The sequence below is a fragment of the Bacillus jepli genome (genome assembly GCF_047238305.1).
In the GTDB taxonomy this organism is placed as follows: Bacteria; Bacillota; Bacilli; order Bacillales; family Bacillaceae_L; genus Ferdinandcohnia.
The window spans coordinates 4,304,361-4,322,163 of sequence record NZ_JBDFMO010000001.1 but is presented as its reverse complement, the minus strand read 5'-3'; the positions used below and the strand labels follow the sequence as shown (position 1 = coordinate 4,322,163).

The 17,803-nt window shown below is 38.1% G+C and carries 19 protein-coding genes; 16 read left to right on the top strand and 3 right to left on the bottom strand.

Features of this window, described 5'->3' with window-relative positions; translation table 11 throughout:
* The first annotated feature begins 35 nt into the window (after nt 1–35).
* Entirely contained in the window at nt 36–1,460 is a 1,425-nt protein-coding gene (gene hemY / locus ABC371_RS22000) for a protoporphyrinogen oxidase (protein ID WP_412898753.1), read from the top strand.
* 30 nt (nt 1,461–1,490) lie between these two features.
* Here hemY and yhfH read toward each other — a convergent pair whose 3' ends face one another.
* Nucleotides 1,491–1,619, bottom strand: coding sequence for a protein YhfH (yhfH, locus tag ABC371_RS21995; protein ID WP_116351244.1), 129 nt, complete (start codon nt 1,617–1,619; stop codon nt 1,491–1,493).
* A 190-nt stretch (nt 1,620–1,809) separates the two neighbouring features.
* On the opposite strand from yhfH, the gene ABC371_RS21990 reads away from it, so the two are divergent.
* The 10 genes from ABC371_RS21990 (at nt 1,810) to aceA (ending at nt 12,275) form a co-directional block, all read left to right on the top strand.
* On the top strand, nt 1,810–2,541 hold the full coding sequence (locus ABC371_RS21990) for an MBL fold metallo-hydrolase (protein ID WP_412898752.1): 732 nt from the start codon (nt 1,810–1,812) through the stop codon (nt 2,539–2,541).
* A gap of 7 nt (nt 2,542–2,548) precedes the next feature.
* Nucleotides 2,549–3,538 carry a lipoate--protein ligase gene (gene lplA, locus ABC371_RS21985; protein ID WP_412898751.1) on the top strand — a complete coding sequence of 330 codons (990 nt, stop codon included), beginning with the start codon at nt 2,549–2,551 and terminating at the stop codon, nt 3,536–3,538.
* A 163-nt stretch (nt 3,539–3,701) separates the two neighbouring features.
* Nucleotides 3,702–5,252 (top strand): fatty acid--CoA ligase family protein, encoded by a 1,551-nt coding sequence (locus ABC371_RS21980; protein ID WP_412898750.1) that lies wholly within the window; start codon nt 3,702–3,704, stop codon nt 5,250–5,252.
* A 123-nt stretch (nt 5,253–5,375) separates the two neighbouring features.
* Nucleotides 5,376–6,152, top strand: coding sequence for an enoyl-CoA hydratase (locus ABC371_RS21975; RefSeq protein ID WP_412898749.1), 777 nt, complete (start codon nt 5,376–5,378; stop codon nt 6,150–6,152).
* Between the two features lie 242 nt (nt 6,153–6,394).
* Nucleotides 6,395–7,123 (top strand): AzlC family ABC transporter permease, encoded by a 729-nt coding sequence (locus ABC371_RS21970; RefSeq protein WP_412898748.1) that lies wholly within the window; start codon nt 6,395–6,397, stop codon nt 7,121–7,123.
* Nucleotides 7,116–7,421 carry an AzlD domain-containing protein gene (locus tag ABC371_RS21965; RefSeq protein WP_412898747.1) on the top strand — a complete coding sequence of 102 codons (306 nt, stop codon included), beginning with the start codon at nt 7,116–7,118 and terminating at the stop codon, nt 7,419–7,421. Before ABC371_RS21970 ends, ABC371_RS21965 begins: the two co-directional genes overlap by 8 nt.
* Nucleotides 7,422–7,433: 12 nt before the next feature.
* The gene (locus tag ABC371_RS21960; protein ID WP_412898746.1) at nt 7,434–7,739 is read left to right on the top strand and encodes an MGMT family protein; all 306 of its coding nucleotides are present in this window, start codon (nt 7,434–7,436) and stop codon (nt 7,737–7,739) included.
* 181 nt (nt 7,740–7,920) lie between these two features.
* Nucleotides 7,921–9,183 carry a M48 family metallopeptidase gene (locus ABC371_RS21955; RefSeq protein WP_412898745.1) on the top strand — a complete coding sequence of 421 codons (1,263 nt, stop codon included), beginning with the start codon at nt 7,921–7,923 and terminating at the stop codon, nt 9,181–9,183.
* 204 nt (nt 9,184–9,387) lie between these two features.
* Nucleotides 9,388–10,977, top strand: coding sequence for a malate synthase A (gene aceB / locus ABC371_RS21950; protein WP_412898744.1), 1,590 nt, complete (start codon nt 9,388–9,390; stop codon nt 10,975–10,977).
* 20 nt (nt 10,978–10,997) lie between these two features.
* On the top strand, nt 10,998–12,275 hold the full coding sequence (aceA, locus tag ABC371_RS21945) for an isocitrate lyase (protein WP_412898743.1): 1,278 nt from the start codon (nt 10,998–11,000) through the stop codon (nt 12,273–12,275).
* A 69-nt stretch (nt 12,276–12,344) separates the two neighbouring features.
* On the opposite strand, the gene ABC371_RS21940 is transcribed toward aceA, so the two are convergent.
* Nucleotides 12,345–12,581, bottom strand: coding sequence for an IDEAL domain-containing protein (locus tag ABC371_RS21940; RefSeq protein ID WP_412898742.1), 237 nt, complete (start codon nt 12,579–12,581; stop codon nt 12,345–12,347).
* Nucleotides 12,582–12,736: 155 nt separating this feature from the next.
* Between ABC371_RS21940 and ABC371_RS21935 the strand changes: the two genes are divergently transcribed.
* Together ABC371_RS21935 and ABC371_RS21930 are read left to right on the top strand one after the other, a co-directional pair.
* Complete coding sequence (locus tag ABC371_RS21935) at nt 12,737–12,949, top strand: hypothetical protein (protein WP_412898741.1); 213 nt, start codon at nt 12,737–12,739, stop codon at nt 12,947–12,949.
* A 306-nt stretch (nt 12,950–13,255) separates the two neighbouring features.
* Nucleotides 13,256–13,807: a competence protein ComK gene (locus ABC371_RS21930; RefSeq protein ID WP_412898740.1), complete on the top strand. Its 552-nt coding sequence runs from the start codon at nt 13,256–13,258 to the stop codon at nt 13,805–13,807.
* A 35-nt stretch (nt 13,808–13,842) separates the two neighbouring features.
* On the opposite strand, the gene ABC371_RS21925 is transcribed toward ABC371_RS21930, so the two are convergent.
* Nucleotides 13,843–14,208: a YhjD family protein gene (locus ABC371_RS21925; protein ID WP_412898739.1), complete on the bottom strand. Its 366-nt coding sequence runs from the start codon at nt 14,206–14,208 to the stop codon at nt 13,843–13,845.
* A gap of 176 nt (nt 14,209–14,384) precedes the next feature.
* Here ABC371_RS21925 and ABC371_RS21920 point away from each other — a divergent pair, with 176 nt between their 5' ends.
* The 3 genes from ABC371_RS21920 to lepB all read left to right on the top strand — a co-directional run bounded on the left by ABC371_RS21920 (nt 14,385) and on the right by lepB (nt 17,740).
* On the top strand, nt 14,385–16,376 hold the full coding sequence (locus tag ABC371_RS21920; RefSeq protein WP_412898738.1) for a S9 family peptidase: 1,992 nt from the start codon (nt 14,385–14,387) through the stop codon (nt 16,374–16,376).
* 149 nt (nt 16,377–16,525) lie between these two features.
* The gene (locus ABC371_RS21915) at nt 16,526–17,152 is read left to right on the top strand and encodes a TVP38/TMEM64 family protein (protein ID WP_412898737.1); all 627 of its coding nucleotides are present in this window, start codon (nt 16,526–16,528) and stop codon (nt 17,150–17,152) included.
* Between the two features lie 27 nt (nt 17,153–17,179).
* Entirely contained in the window at nt 17,180–17,740 is a 561-nt protein-coding gene (lepB, locus tag ABC371_RS21910; protein WP_412898736.1) for a signal peptidase I, read from the top strand.
* Nucleotides 17,741–17,803: the final 63 nt, after the last annotated feature.

Here is a 17,803-nt window from a genome sequence, read left to right as displayed (position 1 = left end):
TTTTTGAACATTCTATTGAAAGAAGGCGAAGTTAAGTGAGTAATCAAAAGGTAGTCGTAATAGGTGGTGGGATTACTGGTTTAACAGTAGCTTATTATCTCCAGAAAGAGGCAAAGGAGAAGGGCTTAGATATTACATGTACGCTTTTAGAAGCGAGCCATCGATTAGGTGGAAAAGTACAGACAGTTGAACGGGATGGCTTTGTAATTGAAAAAGGTCCAGACTCCTTTTTAGCTAGGAAAACAAGTGCCTCACGGTTGGTTAATGAGGTTGGACTAGGGGATAAATTGGTCAATAATACCGCTGGTAAATCCTATGTTCTTGCGGGTGGAAAGCTCCATCCAATGCCAGGTGGATCGATTATGGGGATTCCTACTCAAATCGGCCCGTTCATTACTACAGGTCTGTTTACCCCAATGGGCAAACTGAGGGCAGCAATGGATTTTGTGTTGCCACGAACACCTGCTGAGGGGGATCAATCACTTGGTCGATTTTTTAGAAGAAGACTTGGTGATGAGGTCGTAGAAAATCTTATTGAGCCATTGCTTTCCGGGATATATGCGGGGGATATTGATCAATTAAGCCTAATGTCAACTTTCCCACAATTTTACCAAGTTGAGCAAAAATATCGAAGTCTAATTGTTGGAATGAAACAAACAACACCACCAAAACCAAAGCAAAATGCGAAATCTGCACCAAAAGGACAGTTCTTAACGGTTACTACTGGACTACAGTCATTTATTGATGCAATTGAAGCAAAGCTAGAGCCAGGTACCGTGTTTAAAGGAATTAAAGTTGAGGGTATTGAAAAACATAATCATCAGTATACGATAAAGTTAAGTAATGGAGAAGAAATGACAGCTGATAGTGTAGTTGTGGCAACTCCACATCATGTAACGCAATCTATTTTTAATCAATATTCCTTTTTCGATAGTTTTAAGGATATGCCATCAACATCGGTTGCAACCGTGGCAATGGCATTCCCTGAAGAAGCGATTAAAAAGGATATTGATGGAACTGGCTTTGTTGTATCAAGAAATAATGATTATATTATTACCGCAGTTACTTGGACACATAAAAAGTGGCCACATACAACACCTAAAGGAAAAGTGCTACTCCGTTGTTATGTTGGAAAAGCAGGAGACGAAGCCATTGTTGATCAATCAGACCAGGAAATTACCAAAGTGGTACTCGATGATCTGAACAAAACGATGAACATCACAGATCAACCTGAATTCTCAATTGTAACAAGATGGAAAGATGCGATGCCACAATATACAGTTGGTCATAAAGAGCGGGTAGAGTATGTAAAGAGGAATGTTACTGAACATTTACCAGGCGTCTTTTTAGCGGGAAGCTCATACGAAGGTCTAGGGTTACCTGATTGTATTGACCAAGGCGAAGCAGCGGTTAAAAAGGTTCTAGAATACATGAAAATAAATACTCCAGTATTGGTGTAAAAGAAAAAGGAAGGCCGCGGCCTTCCTTTTTCATTTTATTTCATTACAGTGGTCACATTTGTTACCGTAGCACTCATGCTGCTCCTCGATATCATGGCCACACTCAACACATTTTTTAGGCGGCAGATTTTTGAAAAATTCTGTACTTTTTACTAACATTTGAACCCCTCCGTTTCTTTTATTGTTTATAGTGTACTATAACAGTTGAAAATATGTCAATAACTGTTTTGTAACAAAAGTATTAAAAAGTGATATTTTTTTTCGTATCGATTATAGTGGTATTGGATAGGGTAAACCATTGAAGAAGTGTAATGGATAACGAAAAACATTTGAGGAGAAAGGTGATCCTATGAAAGTAACGGTCGTAGGTTTTTGGGGTGGATTTCCAGCAGCAAATGAAGCCACAACGGGGTATTTATTTGAACATGAAGGTTTCCGACTTCTAGTTGATTGCGGAAGTGGTGTACTGGCACAGCTTCAAAACTATATAACCATTGATGAACTGGATGCGATTATTTTATCCCACTATCATCATGATCATGTAGCGGATATCGGTCCAATGCAGTACGCAAGATTAGTAACAAGTGCAATACATAATCAACAAAAGGAACTTCCTATTTATGGGCATACAGCTGACCAAGAAGGTTTTTCAAAATTAGAGCATAAAGGGCATACAAAGGCGATTGCTTATCATCCGGATGAAACAATCAAAATTGGTCCGTTTTCGATTTCCTTTATGAAAACCAAGCATCCGGTTGTATGTTATGCGATGAGAATGACAGCTGGTGGACAAACTGTTGTATTTTCAGCGGATTCTAGCTACATAGATGACTTTATTCCGTTTACGAAGGGTGCAGACCTGTTTATTTGTGAATGTAACCTCTATGCGGATCAAGATGGCTCCAATATGGGGCATATGAATAGTACAGAGGTTGGAAAAATTGCGGCTGCTTCTGATGTGAAAGAACTCTGGATTACACATCTGCCTCATTACGGAAATCATGAAGACCTTGTTAAACAAGCTTCAGAACAATTTACTGGCGATATCAATTTAGCAAAATCAGGACTAACTTGGGAGTGAAATCACGATGTTATTTATCGATAATAAAGGAATTAATGATCCACAAATTAACTTAGCGATTGAAGAATACGCACTTAAAAATTTAGACATTAACGAAACATATTTATTGTTCTATATTAATGCGCCATCGATCATTATTGGAAAGAACCAAAACACAATTGAGGAAATCAATACGCAATATGTTGAAGATAATGGGATAAAAGTGGTGCGTCGCTTATCAGGCGGTGGAGCTGTTTATCATGATTTAGGAAACTTGAATTTTAGCTTTATTACAAAGGACGACGGAGAGAGCTTTCACAATTATAAAAAATTCACTGAACCCGTTATTGAAGCACTCCATAAGCTTGGAGTTCATGCACAATTAAGTGGTCGAAACGATATTGAGGTTGAAGGTAGAAAAATCTCCGGAAATGCTCAATTTTCAACAAGAGGTAGAATGTTCAGCCATGGAACTCTTATGTTTGATTCAGAAATTGATCACGTCGTTTCAGCTTTAAAAGTGAAAAAAGACAAAATTGAATCAAAAGGAATTAAATCTGTAAGAAGTAGGGTTGCCAATATCAGTGAATTCCTAACGGAAAAAATTACAATTGAAGAATTTAGACAAATGCTTCTTCGCTACATTTTTAACACAGAAGGGGAAATTCCAGAATATAAATTAACGGAGCAGGATTGGGAAAAAATTCACGAAATTTCAAAGGCACGCTATCAAAATTGGGAGTGGAACTACGGAAAATCACCAAAATTTAATTACCAACATACACATCGTTTCCCAGTTGGCTCGATAGATGTGCGTCTTGAAGTTCAAAAAGGGACGATTGAAAACTGTAAAATTTATGGTGATTTCTTTGGTGTTGGAGATGTTGAGGAAATCGAAAAACGATTAATTGGAACAAAGTATGAAAAAGCGGAATTAGAGAAGGCATTAGAAGGTATCGACATTCAGCATTATTTCGGTAAAATTACCAAAGATGATTTTATGAATTTAATTTACTAATTCACGTGGTTGACGGGTAAGATTTCTTACCCGTCATTTTTCAAAAATACATTTTACGTCTTGATAGAAAAACTTTCTTTCAATATAATATATTTAGAATATTATTTTTTGCTGTATAATGAATGATTATTCATTCATTATACTGACCATGGGAGGGAGAAATTTGAATCTATCAACTCGACTAGGGGACACAGCTAAGAAATACTTCGACAAACCAGCGTATATTTTTCAAGGGAATGTTAGTACATATGCTGAATTAGATGGTGCAGTTTCAAAGTTTGCAAGTGGTTTAGAGCAGCTCGGAATAAAAAAGGGAGATCACATTGCTCTCGAATTGGGGAATATTCCACATTTTGTGATAGGATTTTACGGTGCACTCCGTTTAGGGGCGACGGTAATTCCGATAAATCCAATCTATACACCAGACGAAATCGGCTATATTGTAAATAACGGAGATGTAAGGGCTGTCATAACGTTTGATTTGCTTGTTCCACTTTTTGAGAAGATGAATCAACACCTTCCGAAAGTAGAACATCTTATTGTGTGCGAAACTTCACAGGGGGCTAATAGTGAAGTAGATGTCTCAAAACTTTCAATCTACCCTAAATTGAAATCGTTTACAATTGTGGTGGATTCGGGTGATTTTCCTTTTTCTGGTCCAATTCTTGAAGATGATGATATTGCCGTCATTCTATATACATCAGGTACAACCGGTAAACCTAAAGGTGCAATGTTAACCCACTTGAATTTGTATAGTAATGCAAGGGACGTTGCGGATTATTTGAAAATTTCCGAGGATGATCGAGTCATCACTACTTTGCCGATGTTCCATGTATTCTGCTTAACAGTAGCGTTAAATGCCCCATTAATGAGTGGTGGAACAATGTTAATTGTTCCAAAGTTTAGCCCGAAAGAAATTTTTAAAATGGCCAAGGACTATGAAGCTACGGTTTTTGCAGGTGTTCCAACAATGTATAATTTCCTTCTTCAGTATCCCGAAGGAAACCCAGAAGATTTAAGCTCGTTGCGCTTATGTATTTCAGGCGGGGCTGCAATGCCGGTCGCCCTTTTAAAAGGCTTTGAACAGAAGTTTAATGTTCTTGTATCAGAGGGGTATGGTCTTTCTGAAGCATCACCTGTCACATGTTTTAATCCGTTAGATCGTCCACGTAAGCCAGGTTCAATTGGAACAAACATTGTAAACGTCGAAAACAAGATTGTCGATGAAAAAGGCGATGAAGTCCAGGTAGGTCAAGTTGGAGAATTGATTGTTCGCGGTCCAAATGTGATGAAGGGCTATTATAAAATGCCTGAAGAAAGTGATGCGGCATTGCGAAATGGTTGGCTCTATACAGGTGATTTAGCACGAATGGATGATGAAGGCTACTTTTATATCGTTGACCGTAAAAAGGACATGATTATTGTTGGTGGATATAATGTTTATCCAAGAGAGGTTGAAGAAGTTCTTTACAATCATCCTAACGTAGTTGAAGCCGTTGTTTTAGGTGTGCCAGACCCAGAGCAGGGAGAAGCAGTCCACTGTTATGTTGTGAAAAAGAATCCTACTTTAACAGAAGATGATCTTCTCGCTTATTGTCGGGAGCATTTAGCTAAATATAAACTTCCTAGTAAGATAGAATTCATAGAAGAAATTCCTAAAAATACAACCGGAAAAATTCTTCGTCGTGCTTTAAAGGATTTAGTGACAAAATAAGGGGGAGAGCAGGTCGATTGGCCTGTTCTTTTTTTGATTGTTTTTAAATAATTTAAAGGAATTTTTCAGTTTAAAGCGAAATAGGATGTAAGCGATATCAAATTTTATTGAAGAGGTGTATCCATGACCACAGTTTTATACCAAGTTGAAAACCATGTAGCAACTGTCACATTGAATCGCCCAGATGCTTTGAACTGTTTTAATTACGAAATGCTTAAGACACTTGATGAAATCGTCGAGGATATCCGTACGAACGCTGATGTTCGTGTTGTTATTATAACTGGAACAGGTGAAAAAGCATTTAGTGTGGGTGCTGATTTAAAGGAGCGAAAGACATTAAATGAAGCACAGGTAAGAAGAAATGTGTATAAAATTGGCCAGGTTTTTGCGAGTATTGGAGACTTGCCACAGCCGACAATTGCGGCGATCAATGGCTATGCCTTTGGTGGCGGAATGGAGCTTGCACTAGCCTGTGATTTCAGAATTTCGGTTGAGAATACTCAAATGGGACTAACGGAAACGAGTCTAGCCATTATTCCGGGAGCAGGGGGAACTCAACGTCTTCCACGTCTCATTGGTGAAACAAAGGCAATGGAGCTTATTTTAACGGCAAAACGAATTAGTGCAACAGAAGCGAAAGAGTATGGGATTGTTTCAAGTGTGGTGCCTCGTGAAGAATTAATGGAAAGTTCCATGAAGCTAGCAAATGAGATGCTAAAAAATGGTCCACTTGCCTTACAGCAAGCCAAATTTGCGATTAAGCAGGGGATGAATGCAGACTTACATACGGGCTTTAAAATTGAACGTAAAGCATATGAAGTGATCATTCCAACTGAGGATCGAGTGGAAGCGCTGGCTGCTTTTAATGAAAAACGGAAACCAAATTTTAAAGGGAAATGATTTTATGAGGGCGCCACGTGGTAGGCGCCTTTTTCATGGGCGGAATCTTGCTAAAGTCGATAGAAACGGAATAAAATCGATAGGATGGAAATAAAGTCGATAGAACCGAAATAAAAATGATAGACCGTAAATAAAACCGATAGACCACATTTCTTAAAAATATTCAAACAAAAACATTGAAAAAACATTCCAAATTTAAGACAATTAGTAATAAAAAACGTTTAAAGGAGAATATTGGGGGAATGACAACTACAGTTTTAGCAAAAAAGCATTCAGAATTTCGGAGCGGCTTTCAAGCCGGCATCAGTATTGCGCTTGGCTATGCACCAGTTGCGTTGACATTCGGTTTATTGGCAAAATCGACAGGGCTTACGGTAGCTGAAACGGTCATGATGAGTATTATCGTATTTGCTGGAGCATCACAATACATAGCCCTACAATTAATTGCCGTAGGAACTGGCGTTTTTGAAATTATACTTACGACTTTCATTTTAAATATCCGTCATTTTTTAATGTGTGCCTCTCTTAATGAAAAGGTAGAGGAAGACCATCCAATTAAAAAGGCATTTTATTCCTTTGGAATTACAGATGAAACGTTTTCTGTTGCCGCTGTAAAAGAAGGTACGGTTACAACGGGCTATTTATTTGGTGTGATCTCCATATCCTATGGAAGTTGGGTCGTTTTTTCAGGGATTGGACATGTCATTGGGGCAAATCTTCCACATGTGTTGCAGCAAAGCATGTCTGTCGCCTTATATGCAATGTTTATCGGGTTGCTTGTACCATCGTTAAAAAAACAGAGAAAAGTAATTGTGTTAGCAGGAAGTGCAGCGATTTTAAATGCCATTTTTTCATTTTTCTTAGAGCCTGGTTGGTCAATTGTCGTAGCCTCTCTTGTGGCAGCAATAGGGGTTGAAGTGGTTATTAGTTTAGTTGGGAATAAGAGCAAGGAGGATGAGCAGCATGGATAAGACAATTCTTCTTATGATTATCGGAATGGGGCTTGTTACATATATACCAAGGATGTTGCCTCTAGTTGTGTTTAACTCTGTTAAATTACCTCCATTCCTGCAAAATGTGTTAAAGAACGTTCCGTTTGCTATTCTTGGCGCACTGATTATTCCAGGGGTTTTTACGATTAATGAAGATATTTGGTTTGGAATCATTGGTGCAGGAGTCGCTTTTATTGTCGCTTTCTTAGGGGCAAATGTCATTGTCGTCGTATTAAGCTCCATCCTTGCTCTAAGCATTTATTCATTTTTTATGTAAGGGATAAACAAGATGAAACCATTTACCGAAAATGTTATTAGGATTATTAAGCAGATCCCCCCAGGAAAGGTCATGACGTATGGGCAGATAGCAAAACTTGCAGGAAGCCCACGAGGCGCAAGACAGGTTGTGCGAGTTCTCCATTCCATGAGCAAAAAGTACAATCTTCCTTGGTTCCGGGTGATTAACTCTAGGGGGGAAATCACAATCCTAGATGAAGAAACTCACGCTGCCCAGATCATCTTTCTTGAGGATGAAGGGATCGAGATTGAGAACAAGTCAATCGATCTTAAAAAATATCAATATCATCCAGAGTAAAAGCCTAGGACTAAATCCTAGGCTTTCTACATTTGCTCCGGCCACTACCCTTTAAAAAATCAACTCGTTTTTTAAGGATCATCTTTGTCTAAAATGGATGATAGTAAAAGTCAATGTTCTAACTAGCACTAAATTAAACTAAAATACAGTAAGAGGGTTGTACATAAAGGGGGACAGCTTAGTGAAAAAAGTAATCGGTTGGTCACTTGGCATTTATCTTGTTTTTGGATTAGGTATAGCATGGTACTTATTTTTTGGAGCAAATACAGACATACCTGCTCAGCTAAAAGGAAGTCCTGCAGATCCACAGACATTTATGAATGAGCGTGAACTATTATTAAGTGAAGAATATTCACAAATTAAAAATCTTTTGTTTTTCCTGTCAGTACCTTTTGAATGGTTAATTTATACTCTTGTCCTTGTAATCGGCATATCGGCAAAATTCCGTGATTGGTCAAAAGCATCTGCTAAATTTTCGATTCTACAAACGGCGATTTATCTATTTTGGTTATCCTTGCTGGTTGAAGTATTATCATTTCCACTTTCTTGGATTAGCTACAATGTTTCAAAGACGTATAATATCACTGTTCAATCCACACAAAGCTGGGTGAAGGATCTCCTAATTGATTTTTGGGTGAATTATGCATTAATGATTGTCATTGTGGGCGTCTTGTTCTGGTTGATTCGTAGAAATGAAAAAAGATGGTGGTTTCATGCATGGCTGCTGTCGATTCCATTTTCAATGTTTCTCATGTTCGTACAGCCAGTTATTATCGACCCATTGTATAACGACTTTTTCCCATTAACAAATAAAGAGTTGGAGACGAAAATTCTTGAGATGGCTGATCGTGCAGACATCCCTGCAGATCATGTATTTGAAGTAAATATGTCCGAAAAGACAAATTCACTGAATGCTTATGTAACAGGAATCGGCTCCAATTCTAGGATTGTGCTATGGGATACGACACTTCAGCGACTAAATGAAAATGAAATTTTATTCATAATGGCCCATGAGATGGGACACTACGTGATGAAGCATATTTACATCGGGATTGCGGGGTACTTGGTGTTAACCTTAGTGGGACTGTTTATTATCAGTAAGCTCATGACCTTTATGATTCGTAAATGGGGCCATGTATTTAAAATTTCAAGTGTCAAAGATATTGCGGTTTTGCCCGTGTTTTTATTATTAATTTCGGTATTAAGCTTTGTATCCGATCCAGTTTCAAACGCTGTTTCAAGACATCAGGAAAAGTCGGCTGATTTATACGCACTTGAAATGACCGAGGATAACAAGGCAGCAGTCTCATCATTCCAGGAATTATCAAGAGCAGGTTTAAGTCAAGTGAACCCGCCATTCTTAGTGAAAATTTTCCGATATGGACACCCAACAATGCTTGAAAGAATTACGTATACGAATGAATTTGAAAAGGGTGAAAAATAATCGAAAGAACCTTGTTTACGGATCTATTTCTGTAAGCAAGTTTTTTTTATTTCAGTGTTGTTATAGTACAGAATGACTATTTGTAAAAGTGTTATATAAAAATTTACAGAAAAATGTTCCATTTTTGGAAATTCTGTTATATAATACTTTTAGTATTAAAAATCTGTATTATAACAATACAAAGGAAGGTGTGTTTGGGACAAAATGACGATACAAACCTCAGGACTTCAGATCACAGGAAAAATGAATGAGCAGTATGGTGAAATTTTGACACCTCAGGCATTAAACTTCATTGAAAAACTAGAGCGGAACTTCGGTGGAAGAAGAAAACAATTATTAGAAAAGAGACAGCAAAGACAGCGGGAAATCGACAGAGGAATCATGCCCACATTTTTATCCGAAACAGAACATATTCGGAATGGGGATTGGACAGTTGCTCCAGTTCCGAAAGACCTACAAGATCGTCGCGTTGAAATTACTGGACCTGTCGACCGAAAAATGATCATTAATGCATTGAACTCAGGAGCTAAAGTATTTATGGCAGACTTTGAGGATGCTAATTCTCCAACTTGGAAAAACATAATCGAGGGGCAGATTCATTTACGGGATGCTGTTAGAAAGACGATTACATTTGAAAATCCAAATGGAAAAACGTATCAATTAAACGATGACATTGCAACACTTGTTGTTCGTCCACGAGGCTGGCATTTAGAAGAGAAGCATATTGAACTTGACGGGAAGAGAATCTCTGCGAGTTTACTAGATTTTGGACTTTATTTTTATCATAATGCGAGTGTGTTAATCGAGAACGGTAGCGGGCCTTATTTTTATCTACCAAAGATGGAAAGCCATCTTGAAGCAAGACTGTGGAATGATGTATTTATCTTTTCGCAAAAGGAACTAGGAATTGCCCAAGGAACGATTAAAGCTACTGTACTAATTGAAACGATCCTTGCAACCTTTGAAGTGGATGAGATTTTATATGAACTAAAAGAACACTCTGCAGGTCTCAATTGTGGGAGATGGGATTATATTTTTAGTTATTTAAAGAGATTTCGAAATGTAGAGAATGTGATTTTACCAGACCGATCAGAAGTCACAATGACAGCTCCATTTATGAGTGCGTATTCACAACATGTCATCAAGACTTGTCATAAGCGAGAGTGTCATGCGATTGGTGGAATGGCTGCCCAGATACCAGTAAAAAACAATCCAGAAGCAAACGAGGAAGCCTTTAATAAAGTACGTGCAGATAAAGAACGTGAAGCACATAATGGCCATGACGGTACATGGGTTGCTCATCCAGGGCTTGTACCGGTTGCTAGGCAGGTCTTTAATACAATCATGTTAGGACCTAACCAAATTGATAATAAACGTACCGATGTTCAAGTGACTGCCGAGGAACTTATTGCTGTACCTAAAGGCAGTATAACGGAACAAGGTGTACGTACGAATATCAATGTTGGGATTCAATATATTGAATCGTGGCTTCGCGGATATGGTGCAGCACCGATTCATAACCTCATGGAGGATGCGGCTACAGCAGAGATTTCTAGAGCACAACTATGGCAGTGGATCCGTCATCCAAAAGGGATCTTAGAGGATGGAAGAAAGGTCACATTTGAGCTTGTTCAACAACTACAAGAAGAAGAACTTGAAAAAATTAAGCAAGAAATTGGTAGTGAAGCATTTGAAGCAGGCCGTTTCAACGAAGCAGTTCATTTATTTGCGAACTTAGTGTCAAATGATGAATTTGTAGAATTTTTGACTATACCAGGATATGAAATTTTATAAAATAAGAGGAGGAATTTAAAATGACAAACGAAAGAATTCAAAAATTACAAGAAAGCTGGGAAATGGATTCAAGATGGAAAGGAATCGAAAGACCCTATCATGCTGAGGATGTTATTCGCTTACGCGGTTCTATTGATATTGAGCATACATTGGCGCGTAGAGGGTCTGAAAAACTGTGGAATCTTCTTCAGACAGAGGATTATGTTCATGCTTTAGGGGCATTAACCGGGAATCAGGCTGTTCAGCAAGTAAAAGCGGGTCTTAAGGCCATCTATTTAAGTGGTTGGCAGGTTGCTGCTGATGCGAATCTTTCAGGTCATATGTATCCGGATCAAAGCTTATACCCAGCCAACAGTGTTCCAAGTGTTGTAAAGCGGATTAATCAAGCTTTACAGCGTGCAGATCAAATTCAGCATTTAGAAGCCGACGGTGATACGGATTGGTTTGCTCCAATTGTGGCCGATGCTGAGGCAGGTTTTGGCGGTCAGTTGAATGTTTTTGAACTAATGAAAGGTATGATTGAAGCAGGAGCTGCCGGAGTGCATTTTGAAGACCAGCTTTCGTCAGAAAAGAAATGTGGTCATTTAGGTGGAAAGGTATTATTGCCAACGCAAACTGCCGTACGAAATTTAATTTCTGCACGACTTGCAGCGGACGTTATGGGGGTGCCAACGATTTTAGTGGCCAGAACAGATGCTGATGCAGCAGACCTTATTACAAGCGATGTTGACCCTGTTGATCAGGAATTTATTACAGGTGAACGAACACCAGAAGGCTTCTTCCGGACAAAAGCCGGACTTGATCAAGCCATTGCACGCGGTTTGGCGTATGCACCATATGCTGATTTGATTTGGTGTGAAACATCGGAGCCAGACTTAGAGCAGGCCCAGCGCTTTGCAGACGCAATACATGCGAAGTTCCCTGGTAAGCTATTAGCCTATAATTGTTCTCCATCGTTTAACTGGAAGAAGAAGCTTGACGAAGTAACAATTGAAAACTTCCAAAAAGAAATCGGAAAGATGGGGTACAAATTCCAATTTGTAACGTTAGCAGGATTCCATGCTTTAAACCATAGCATGTTTGAATTGGCAAGAGGCTATAAAGAAAGAGGAATGGCGGCATATTCAGAGCTCCAGCAAGCTGAATTCGCAAGCGAAAAATATGGTTACACAGCAACAAGGCATCAACGTGAAGTAGGAACAGGGTACTTTGACGAAGTTGCCCAGGTTATTACAGGTGGAACATCTTCAACAACTGCGTTAAAGGGGTCTACAGAAGTAGCGCAATTCACGAAGTAATTGATGCATGAAAAAACTGGCTAACACTTTTGTTAGTCAGTTTTTATGTGATTTTAAAGATGAAAATTTCTACAATGTTTTACTATATAGTTTGCGGTATTCTGCCGATGCTTCCATAAACAAACCTTCATTTCTGGCATCAATCGCTTCGTTAACCTTTGTTTCCAAAAGCTCTTTTTTTCGTTTGAATAGGCTCTCATCAATAATCATTTGAATATATATGTCTAATACCGATTGCCTAGGTGTTTTTAAATTTTTTGTATCTCGTGACCTCATGATCTCAGAGTATGTTTTTCTATTCTTCATGAAATCTCACCCCTAAACCCTTTTTAATAGTATATTTAGGTAGCAATATAAAATCAACTGAATTTTTTGACTTTTTTAAAATTTATTTGGAATACTCAAAATGGTAGTATGATATTTTACATTTTCATGCATCATAATAGTGGAGGTGGAAATAAATGAAAAATCCAAATGAACATACAAATCACGATATCCCGATGAATACTCCATTAAATCCGGTTTTCGGGATGTCAAACTCACTTGATACAAATAATCCTTTTCTTTCTGAATCAGTCTATGCGGGTAATTCGGTTGACGAGCATACGACATTAGAACAAGCAAATGCATTTCTTGCTGAAAAGGAACTTGGCCAAATAAATGAAAATTCATGAGAAAGGCGCTATGCGAGTCCGCCCATCGACGATAAGCATAAGACGAGCGCTTAGGAGAATGTGTCATTTACCTTCAGAAGTGATTGGATAGACCAGAGAGTCGATGTCGCCTGGAGCTAGACAATAAAAAGCCTTAGTGGTTTTCTTTTAAAAATGTTCTTTCTTTTTAAAAAGAGCATTTTAAAAAGAAGTCCACTTTTTTTGTGAACATTTTGTGAACCGTATAGTTATAAATACCTAGAAGTGATATTATGAAAATGCTTCCATTAGTTTAAAAATTAAAATAATTTAAAAGGGGATGAATGAATGGAAGGTAGGAATAGCAATTATTTAGTGGAATATGAGATTAACCCTGATACAATGGCGGTACTTCCAATTGAAATAGGAAATAATACCTGTTCAAGAGTACTTGAAGTTGAAGGTGAATATGTAGTTACCATGAAACCAACTGAGATTGTCGACCGCAGTTGCCGTTATTTTGGAAGCTCACTTAAAGGCAGGCAAGAAGGAACGCGTGAGATTATGGGAGTGACTCATAAGGCTCCGATCATTGTAGAAGCTTCTAATAAGATTTTTCTGTTTCCGACCGCTTCTCCAACAAAACAGGATTGTGCATGGCTGTCTCATCATTATGTCTCAGATTGCAAGTTTAGTGTACATGAGGAGACGACTGTTATATTTACGAATAAGCAAGCAATTCAACTACAAATCTCGAAGGGCTCCTTCCAAAATCAACTCCATAGAACTGCACAACTGCGAACCATTGTCACAAATCGAATGGATAAACCAAATAAACGCATTAATTTCGTCATAAATCCTCAAATCAACGATAGCTTACCCAAAAAATCTGATTTCTGAACTAAAAATTATTTTTCTACCTGAATTGTGCTTTGCTACTCACTGTTATTTTTTTCAACGAAATAAGATTCGAGCAGCTGTTGAACCTCATTTCGAATCCGTGGGTTAAAGTAGTTATGCTCCTCTTCATAGCCTCGATACATGAATGAAAATAGAGTAAATGCCTCATCTCTTTGTTTTTCCCATACTTTCATATTTTTCTTTTTCATTTGTTGTTTGATTGTGTAGAGGTCTTTTTGAACTTTCTTCATGGTATGTTCAAGCAAATGCAGATATGGCTTTTTTAATTTAAAGCCAGCCGTTTCAATTGCTGAAAGATCACGATTAAGGATGGTAAGAACCATTGGCAAAAAGATGGCTTTTTCAAAAATATCACGGTCATCCTCAGGTATTCTTGTCATGATTATCCCTCTTTCGAGAACGTATGTTTGTATCTATGATAGAACATTTTTTAAAAAGAATCAAGAAACATGGAGGAAAATTATTTCTAGTATCGAAATAATTTAATTTGTAGTGCATAATGGAAGAGGAAGTATTAAACTACTTTGACAATTCTGTGATAAAGGACGGGAGAAGGATGACAGAGAAAAAACGCAGAGGAATCGTTGCAGAAGATTTATATGAATTAAAAACAGTTAATGATCCACAATTTTCTCCAGACGGGAAGCGCTATGCGTTTGTGGAAACAGAGATTAATAAGGAAACTCATGAATATAATTCACATTTATATGTTGGAACTGTAGATGGGAATGTATCACAGTGGACGTTTGGGGATGTTCGAGATGCGTCGCCACGTTGGTCTCCTGATGGAGAATCAGTCGCGTTTGTATCAAATCGTTCAGGCAAACAGCAAATCTTCGTTATGAATGTAAACGGTGGGGAGCCGAAACAACTTACATATTGTGTGAATGGTGCCAGGAATCCAATCTGGTCTCCAGACAGTTCGAAAATTTTATTTGCAACTTCTTTAACATCAGATGAAAGCCTCACTGATAAGGAAAAGAAGAAAAAGGATGAAGATGAGAAGAACCTTGAACCAATGGTTGTCGAGAGAATTCGTTACAAATCAGATGCTGCAGGCTTTTTAGATAATAAAAATCAACATCTTGCATTAGTTGATATCGCTTCTGGTGATCTAGAACAATTGACATCAGGAGATTATGATTATGCCGCAGGTGGTTGGTCTCCAGATGGAACAAAAATCACTTTCGTTGGTGATATAAGTGAAGACTCAGATTATAATTTAATCTCTGACGTATATGTAATGTCAGTAGAAGATAAAAGCTACCATAAAATTACGGGCAGTACTGGTAACTTTGGCTTGCCGTCTTGGTCACCAGATGGCAAATATATTGCGATCATTGGACATGAACAGGAGTTTGCAGGCGCAACATTGCCGAAAATATGGCTTTACAGTGTTGATAGCACAGAATTCACTTGTTTAACAAGTGAACTTGATGCATATGTTGGGGATTGTGTTGCTGCAGACTTTCAATTAGGCGGTTCAGATCCTGGCGTTATCTGGAATGACGATAGCAGAAGTTTTTATTTTCTATTAACTAACCATGGCAATACGGGAGTCTATTACGGTTCCATTGAAGGAGAAGTGTATCCGTCCCTATTTGAAAATCAACACGTGTTTGCCTTAACCGTAAATAATCATAAGGCTGTGGTAGGAATCAGTAAACCAACAGAGCCTGGCGATCTTTTTTACTTGGATTTGAGTACAGGTGAATTGAATCGACTTACACATGTGAATGAAGCATTTTTACATGAGGTTGAATTGTCAGATGCAGAGCCATTTACGTTCAATGCTCCAGACGGTTGGGAAATTAATGGATGGGTTATGAAACCATTTGGCTATGAAGAGGGCAAAAAATATCCGACTATTGTCGAAGTCCATGGTGGGCCACATGCGATGTATGCTAATACATATTTCCATGAGTTTCAGGTGCTAACAGGCAAGGGTTTTGTGGTTGTCTTTACGAATCCTCGTGGTAGTCATGGCTATGGTCAGCAATTTGTTGATGCTGTCCGAGGCGACTATGGAGGAAAAGACTACTTAGACGTCATGGCAGCAACTGATTATGCTGTCGAACATTTTGATTTTGTGGATGAAACAAAGCTTGGTGTTACAGGTGGAAGTTATGGTGGTTTCATGACAAATTGGATTGTTGGACATACAAATCGATTTAAAGCAGCGGTTACCCAACGCTCCATCTCAAACTGGCTAAGCTTTTATGGGGTAAGTGATATTGGCTACTTCTTTACTGAATGGGAGCTCAAAGGCACTCTTCTTGAAAATGCTGAAAAATTATGGAATCATTCACCATTAAAATATGTGGGAGATGTGGAGACACCACTATTAATTCTCCATGGTGAGCGTGACTTCCGTTGTCCAATCGAACAAGCAGAGCAGTTTTACGTGGCATTAAAGCATCAAAAGAAACCAACAAAGTTTGTTCGTTTCCCTGGTGCTAACCATGAATTATCGCGAAGCGGAAATCCAAAATTACGATTATCACGACTTAACCATATTAAAGACTGGTTTGTTGATTATTTAGGATAAGAATGAAAGGCACTAGTACTTACTAGTGTCTTTTTTCTATGTATTTAAAGTGAATTTTTTTGGTAGGAATGCCCAAATGGGTGTACAATATGAAGTAAGACAATATTATTGTATCTGTTAAGCTGAATTGTTTTTTCAAGGAGAGACCTATGGATATTGAAACACTGAAAGAACTCATTACATTGAAAAATATTGAAGAATTGTTAAGTGAATACCGGTCATTTGGTCCATTGCCTGGAATTGTTCTTCCAATGTTGGAAGCGTTTCTTCCATTTCTGCCTTTGGTCGCATTTGTTGTTGCCAATGCAAATGCATTTGGACTTTGGCTTGGATTTTTATATTCATGGATAGGAGCCATTGGTGGTTCTTTGCTCGTTTTTTTCCTGGTTCGTAAATATGGTCAAAAACGATTCTTTTCATTTGTCAGTCGCCATAAAAAAATAAAGAGTCTTATAACTTGGGTAGAAAAGCACGGATTTGGTCCATTATTTCTCCTATTATGCTTTCCTTTCACCCCGTCTGCGGCAATTAATTTAGTAGCAGGGCTATCAAGGGTAAGTACTCCCCAATTTGTTTTAGCCGTTTTAAGTGGAAAATTAGTCATGATATTTACCATAAGCTTCATAGGCTATGATATACGAGCTCTTTTTCAACAGCCCGTTCGGACGATTATTGTGGTCATCATAATATTTGTGCTTTGGATTGTCGGGAAAAGAGTGGAAGCATGGTTAAAGGTAAAGCCAAATTCAAATCTTCTTAAGGAGGATGAGGCTTGACACGATAAAACGAAGGGTGGAGTTGCAATGGAGGAAACCCCAGCGAAGAAGAATCATCAATTTTCTTTTATTAAATCTTTAGGGATTAGTCTGATCATTGTTGTCTTTTTACGAGCCTTTTTTTTTACGAACTACATAGTTGACGGTGAATCAATGATGCCAACCCTTGAGGATGGTAACCTTTTAATGGTCAACAAGATCGGGATGAAAATAGGAGAGCTTGACCGCTTTGATATCGTTGTATTTCATAAAAATAAAGAAGAGGATTTTGTAAAAAGGGTGATCGGTTTACCTGGCGACAAACTTGAATACCGGGATGATGTGCTTTATATAAATGGGAAAAGTGTTTCCGAACCATTCTTAGACAAATATAAAGAAGAAATAATTGTAGGTCAACTAACAGGCGACTTCACGCTTGAGGAAGTGACAGGGGAATCAAACGTTCCCGAAAATCATATTTTCGTTATTGGCGATAATCGCATAGACAGCTGGGATAGCCGCCATTTTGGATTTGTTAGAATGGAACAAGTTGTTGGAAAGGTAAACATCAAATACTGGCCATTCAACAAAATGGAATTATTGAATTAAGGAAAATTGGATCAACATAATAAACAATGTCAAAGAACTCAACCGAATTTCGAGTTCTTTTTT